This window comes from Microcoleus sp. Pol12B4 (assembly GCF_036701385.1).
Classification (GTDB): domain Bacteria; phylum Cyanobacteriota; class Cyanobacteriia; order Cyanobacteriales; family Microcoleaceae; genus Microcoleus.
This window is the reverse complement of record NZ_JAUBQR010000074.1, coordinates 20858-27486: the sequence shown is the minus strand read 5'-3', so window position 1 is coordinate 27486 and position 6629 is coordinate 20858. Positions and strand designations below refer to the sequence as shown.

3 protein-coding genes are annotated in these 6629 nt (G+C 44.3%); 2 read left to right on the top strand and 1 reads right to left on the bottom strand.

Features of this window, described 5'->3' with window-relative positions; all coding sequences use genetic code 11:
- On the bottom strand, positions 1-1337 hold a 1337-nt coding region (locus QUA38_RS12730; protein WP_333162243.1), incomplete at its 3' end, for a methyltransferase domain-containing protein.
- 352 nt (positions 1338-1689) lie between these two features.
- On the opposite strand from QUA38_RS12730, the gene QUA38_RS12725 reads away from it, so the two are divergent.
- Both QUA38_RS12725 and QUA38_RS12720 read left to right on the top strand, forming a co-directional pair.
- On the top strand, positions 1690-5538 hold the full coding sequence (locus QUA38_RS12725) for a glycosyltransferase (RefSeq protein ID WP_333162241.1): 3849 nt from the start codon (positions 1690-1692) through the stop codon (positions 5536-5538).
- A gap of 295 nt (positions 5539-5833) precedes the next feature.
- Positions 5834-6583, top strand: a complete 750-nt coding sequence (locus QUA38_RS12720; protein ID WP_333100464.1) for a peptidylprolyl isomerase — start codon at positions 5834-5836, stop codon at positions 6581-6583.
- The last annotated feature ends 46 nt before the right edge of the window (positions 6584-6629 follow it).

Genomic DNA, 6629 nt, shown 5'->3' with positions numbered 1-6629 from the left:
ACCGGGTTGGAAACAAGCGGCAGCAAAGCTATATCGCAACTGTACATGATTTCTTGATACCGTTCGTAACTGCAAAATGGTTCAAATTCTTTTTGCTGTATTTTCAAGGAGTCAAAAAATTTTCTGTCGTGGATTACTTTAACTCTAATCCGGTGCTTGCGGGCGACTAAAACTCGATTGAGTGCTGCCATAATCGGCTGCCAATCTTTTTCGCGGTTGAGTGCACCAAAAAAAATTGTGACTGTATCTTCTGCCGGATAAATTCGCGGCGGAGGTAGATAAGCTAAGTGATTGGGAAATACAGCCACATTTGGATTGTATTGGCGCAAAATTTTTGCGAGGGGTTCTGTAGAAGTTTGAACGCAGTGACAGCCGCGATAGCTGAGGTAATTATTATCTGCATATTCGCGGCGGCGGATAGGATTGTCGTCAATTTCAGCTACTATTAAATAGCCTTGTTGCAACAGTTCTTTGAGTTGGGGAATGTAGGCAGGATATTGCATGATTGTCCGCTGCCAGATGAAAACTTTTTCCTCTTCCGGCAGAGGGGGAATTAATCCTGCTGTTTTCACGCCGGATACGGTGCGGACACCGGGAATTGTGGCGCTAAATTTGTCCGGTTCCACAACTCGCACGCGATCGCACCCTGTAGGAGCCATAATAATAGTCTGAATCAGAAGTCTGCGCGCAGGTAGGGTCGATTTGGTCGATCGCACTATATAATGTTCAGCACCAGTTTCCGTAGCAAAGCTGCTCGATGTGAGCTCTAAAGCCTTTACCATTGGATGCAGTAATTCCTGAAAGTGGACAAAGTTTTCGGTTTTGTGTCCCTTCCCTTGAAATTCATAAACCTGCAATCCGGCTTGAGCAAATAGTGATTTAATACTTTCTAGGGTAAACCAGTGCTGCATCTTGCTGTCGGGATTCTCCCACTGTCCCCGCAGCAGATTGACAATTCGCCGCCAGTATTGAACATTTGGGATTCTGGCGAGAATTTGCCCCTCTGAATTCAGCAAACCACTGTACTGCTTGAGGACTTCCCAGGGATTTTTCAGATAGGGTAGCAAGTCGCCAAAAATTAAGCAATCGACGGTTCCTGGAGCGATGTCGAGACTTTCGATGGCAATTTCTTCAATATCGGCTACCGTCACCCAGTTTAGCCGATAGACGGCAATTTTAGCTTTTTCTCGATCGCATTCAATGCCAATATACTGACAATGGGGATTGATCAGTTTGTACTGTTCGCCCGTCGAACCCGTACCGCAGCCAATTTCGACAATGACTTTAGCATCCGGCGGTAGCAGCTTCAAGAAATCGTGGTTGGCGCGATCGCTCACTTTGTCTAAAATTCCTGATTAGTTTATCGTAAAATAAAACAGAGCAACCCATGCCGACCGACAACCAGCCGAAGGTTAGCATTGCGATGCCAGTATACAATGGCGATCGCTATCTTTGTCAAGCACTAAAATCTCAGTTGCGAACTTTTTTTCTTTTCTCTTCTCTTGGTCTACGTTAAGAGCGTTTGCTTTAAATCTTATTCACAAATCCTCCAGGATTGCTATATGTTAGCAAATATTCGGCAAAATTATAATTTCTTCTCTAGCCTACCTTTTTGAGCGCAATTGAGCTGATTAATTCTGCTTTTTCTCAAAAAAAACACACTACACTGTCCTAAATACATTAGAAACTATGAACCCTATTCGAGGAATGAACATCGCCGGCTACATCAACGGCGAATTTGGCATAGGAGAAGGTGTCAGAGCAAATATTAGGGCTGCAGAAGCCGCTGGGATTCCCTTCGCCATAAACAATTTTACCCGCAGTCCCCACCGCAAGAAAGACACCACCTATCAAAATTTTAGCCAAGATAATCCCTATCCTGTAAACTTAATTCAAGTCAACGCCGATGAAGTTGCAACCTTTATCAAACATACAGGTTCCACCTATTTTAAAAACAAATACAATATCGGCTTTTGGGCTTGGGAACTTCCCGCATTTCCCCCAGAATGGCAGCCAGCATTTAATCACTTTCACGAAATATGGACTTACAGCAACTATTGCGCCGAGGCAATTTCAGCAGTCTCGCCAATTCCTGTCATCAAAATCATGCCTAGTATTGCTCTGCCCGCACCTTCCCTGAACAGAGAAGCACTCTATTTACCGAAAAATAAATTTATTTTCTTGTTTGTCTTCGACTTTTCTAGCCGCATCGAGCGCAAAAATACTTTAGCGACAATTCAAGCATTTAAGCAAGCTTTTGGCGAAGATAACAGCGTATTATTGGTCATCAAATCTTCTAATTCCCACAAATTTTCAGTAGCGCAAGCATCCTTAAACTCAGCCATAGCAAATAATTCAAATATCAAACATCTAGACGGGTATTTGTCCAAAAATAAACTTAACGGCTTGCTCTATAATTGCGACTGCTACGTATCGCTGCACCGCTGCGAAGGATTCGGCTTAACAATGGCTGAAGCCATGTTTTACGGCAAACCCGTAATTGCCACCGGCTATTCATCAAATACAGAATTTATGAATGTCGGCAACAGCTATTTAGTCAAGTATAAGTTAGTCCCAATTGAGAAAGATTTTGGACCTTACAAAAAAGGCAATCTTTGGGCCCAAGCCGATGTCGAACACGCTGCTGATTTAATGCGCTACGTTTTCAATAATTACCGGGAAGCTCAAAAAATTGGAGCGATAGCTGCTGAGGAAATTCAGACTTTACTCCACCCGCAAGTTACAGGTAATAAAATTAGAAAACGTCTCGAATATATTGCCGAGGTTACCGATAACTTTGAAAGCATACTTCTGTCAGGAACAGCCCCAGCCAAGTCTGCCAAATTTAGGGCAGACTTGCCACCATCACAGCAAAAAAATCAATCCACAGCAGAACTACAAAACGGGCAGCCGAAGGTGAGCATTTGCATTCCGACATACAACGGAGAAGCATTTATTGGGGAAGCAATCAAAAGTGCTTTGGCCCAAACCTACCCTAACATAGAACTGATTATATCCGACGACGGCTCCACAGACCGCACAATTGCGATCGCCCAATCATTCCAATTGCAAACCTCAGTCGATTTCCGCATCATCCTGCACTGTAACTACGGCTTATCACAAAACTGGAACTTTTGCATATCTCAAGCAAAAGGTCAATACATTAAGTTTTTGTTTCAAGACGACTTGCTCGCACCAGAATGTATTGAAAAAATGGTCGCGGTCGCCCAACAAAACCCAGAAATAGGTATGGTTTTCTCCCCGCGAGGCATCACCATAGCTGAAAATGAATCTAACCCGATTTTGCGGAAAGCTTCCCAATCAATTAAAGATTTGCATAAAAGTTGGTCGAATTTAAAATCTATTCAGCCCGGAAAAGAATTACTGGCAGATACTAACTGCTTGAGCAACCCCATAAACAAAATTGGCGAACCGAGTACCGTCTTAATTGCCGCCAGAGTCTTTGAAGAAATAGGATTATTTGATTCGGGATTATCTCAGTATGTAGACTTAGATATGTGGTGGCGGATCATGGGGAACTATCATATCGGATTTGTAGACGAAAAACTGTCGTCACTGCGGATTCATCCCGAACAACAAACTTGGAAAAACTTCGCGGCTGGGGAAAATCATAAAGATGTAGTCAGATTTTACAAAAAACTACTAAATAGTCCTGATTACAGTTTCCTGGATCAACAAATCCAACAGACAATCCGCCAAAAGTTGGCATTGAGAACCCAGCCGAGTTTATCGGAATTGTCAGCAATGCTTGAGCAGTACAATAAATTCCCCTCAAAACAGCCTCTTCTCGTGCTGCGCCAATACCGCCAACAGCTAGCTGAATATTGGCTGAATTTGCCAGTTAAAAAATTAGAAAATGCTTACTTCAAAGACATGGGGACAGTTCATAAATTGCTCCTAGGTAGCGCCCTCAAAAATGAAATTTTAACTGAGGAAGAACAAAGTTTTGTCCAGCAGTTATCCTCCAAACTTGCTGAAGGAGGGGAAATTGCCGATAAGATTCAATATCTCCTCGCAGCGATGCTGTACCGCGACGCTTATCAGTTGCCACTTGAGTATAAAAATGCAGCAATTCCCCAGTGGTTTTTTGACGACTTTTTGAAATTTATCTTTCAGTCTCCCGGTTATTTTAAACAAAACTGGGAAATAGAAGGGTACTCTGAATATTTCCAGCAGTTAATCAAGTATGTCGCTGGAAATATCGCCCGTTTTCCAGATTCAGAAGTCTGGCGTTATTTGGCGGCATTTATGGCGAAAAATGTTAGCTTCCAAGCTTTGTATTTGAGCGAGAAAAACCTGCTCAATATATTGAGTCAACGAAATGATATTCTGGAATTTTATTTGAAAAATATCGGCTGTCAAATAGAATGGAATTTTCCTCAAAAAGAACTAGAAATAACTAAAATTAAAGTGGGCTTTTTGCTTGATAAAATTAGTGATGAATCCGAGACTCGTGCTGCAATTCCTAGTTTTGAATATTTAGACAGAACCAAATTTGAAATTATCGTGTACTATTTCCAGGTACAAGACGAACGACTGGGGAAATATTGCGAAAGTTGCGCCGACAAACTGGTGCAACTGTCAGAAGATTTGCCCCAGCAAGTCCGAGAAATGCGATCGCACGATTTAGATATTCTGCTAATCTGCACCAATATTACCAACACTTCTCAGCCAAGCGCCCTCCTGTGCCTGCACCGGCTAGCACGGGTGCAAATAGCTAGCGGTGCATCAACCCCCGCCACCACGGGCGCCCGAAATATCGATTATTTCATTGCCGGAGATTTGACATTGCCCGCAGGTGCAGCAGCAGAGTATCGCGAAAAATTAATTACTTTAAAAGGATCGGGAGTTTGTTTAAGCTATCGTGGAGGATCGGCACCTGCTATAGTTGAACCGACTCGTAGCAGTTGGGGAGCCACTGAGGAATCTGTAGTGTTCATGTCCGGCGCTCAAGTTTTTACAATTATCCCAGAATTGAGAGAAAATTGGGCAAAAATTATTGCGGCAGTACCAAATTCTATTTTAGTTTTGTATCCCTTTAGTTCCGGCAATGAAAACTATCCGACGGTGCCTTTTTACAACCAAATTCGATCGCTCTTTGCCGAATTTGGGGTTGACAAAAAGCGCTTAGTTGTGATTAAAGCGCTGCCATCTCGCGCAGATTACATAAAATGTCTGGAATTGGCTGATATATATTTAGACTCCTATCCATACAGCAGTGCCTGCTATGCGACAGAAGCGCTGTTGGTGGGGTTGCCTGTAGTGGTAAGAAAAGGCCAAACAGGACGATCGCGACAATCAGCCGCAGTGATCGAAGAACTGCTACTTCCGGAACTGGTAGCAGACAGCGAGAACTCTTATTTAGATCTGAGCACAGCACTGGGAAACAACCCAGAACTGCGCCGGCACTACCGCGATCGAATCCAGCAAAAAATGGCGGCAAACCCGAAATATCTCGACAGTCGCGCTTGCTCGACTCAACTGGGAACACTCTTTGAAAGACTATTCCGAGGGTGAAGGAAGAAGGAAGTTCAGCAACTAAGCAGTGTACGGGATTTAACGGATGGATGTTGAGGGAAAAAGGAAGATGGCAGAAGTAAAGATTTTCTCACTCTCCCACTCTCGCATCCCGTTACCATTATGAGCCCCGCGGGGAACCCCTCGCTAGGCAGAGCGTCAAGAAATAGACAGCAATAGTGCTAGCCCACTGACGGTCTGCTATCATCGGGGAATCGAGGGGTTAGTGGTTGTCGCTCTTTTCCTGCCACAGCTAAATTAAAAGGGGAAGCGCAAGTCAGTTGGAGATAAAAAAATGACAGGACTTTTTCAAATAGGCGATAAATTACTGCAAGCTCAGGATATGCCATCGCTCCTGAAGCGGTATCAGTTAATGCCGCAATTCTTGCGCGGTGTAATAGTAGACCAAGCGATCGCATCCTTTAGTTGCAGCGACGAAGAACGCAAATCCGCCGTCGAGAACTTTCTGGCACAACACCAACTGACAGCCCCCGAAGCCAAAGAAGCTTGGCTGCGTGGCCAAAATATGACGGAAGAAGAACTTCAAGAGATGGCTGTCAGGCCCTTGCTGATCGAAAAATTTAAGCAAGCCACTTGGAGACCTAAAGTAGATAATTATTTTTTAACCCGCAAAGCCAGCCTAGACCATGTAGTCTATTCCCTGGTACGCACCAAAAATCCAGCACTGGCAAACGAACTTTACTTTCGCATCCTCGAAGGGGAACAAACCTTTGCTGAAGTGGCCCGCGACTATTCCGAAGGGCCAGAGTCCAAGTCAGGTGGCTTGTTGGGCCCAGTACCCCTCTCGCAGCCCCACCCGGCAATTAGCAAACTTTTGTCCGTCAGCCAGCCAAATCAACTCTGGACGCCACGTCCTCTGGCAGAATGGATGGTAATTATTCGACTAGAAAAGTTCATGCCGGCCCAGCTCGATGAATCGATGCGGCTGCACTTGATTAACGAACTCTTTGAAAGCTGGCTCGCCGAACAGATATCGCAAATAGGCCCGCTACAGCCCCTCTCTTCCGTGTCTTCAATATCATGACCGAAAGCAATTTCGTCTGGGGCCCCCGGATTTATCCGTGGAGACT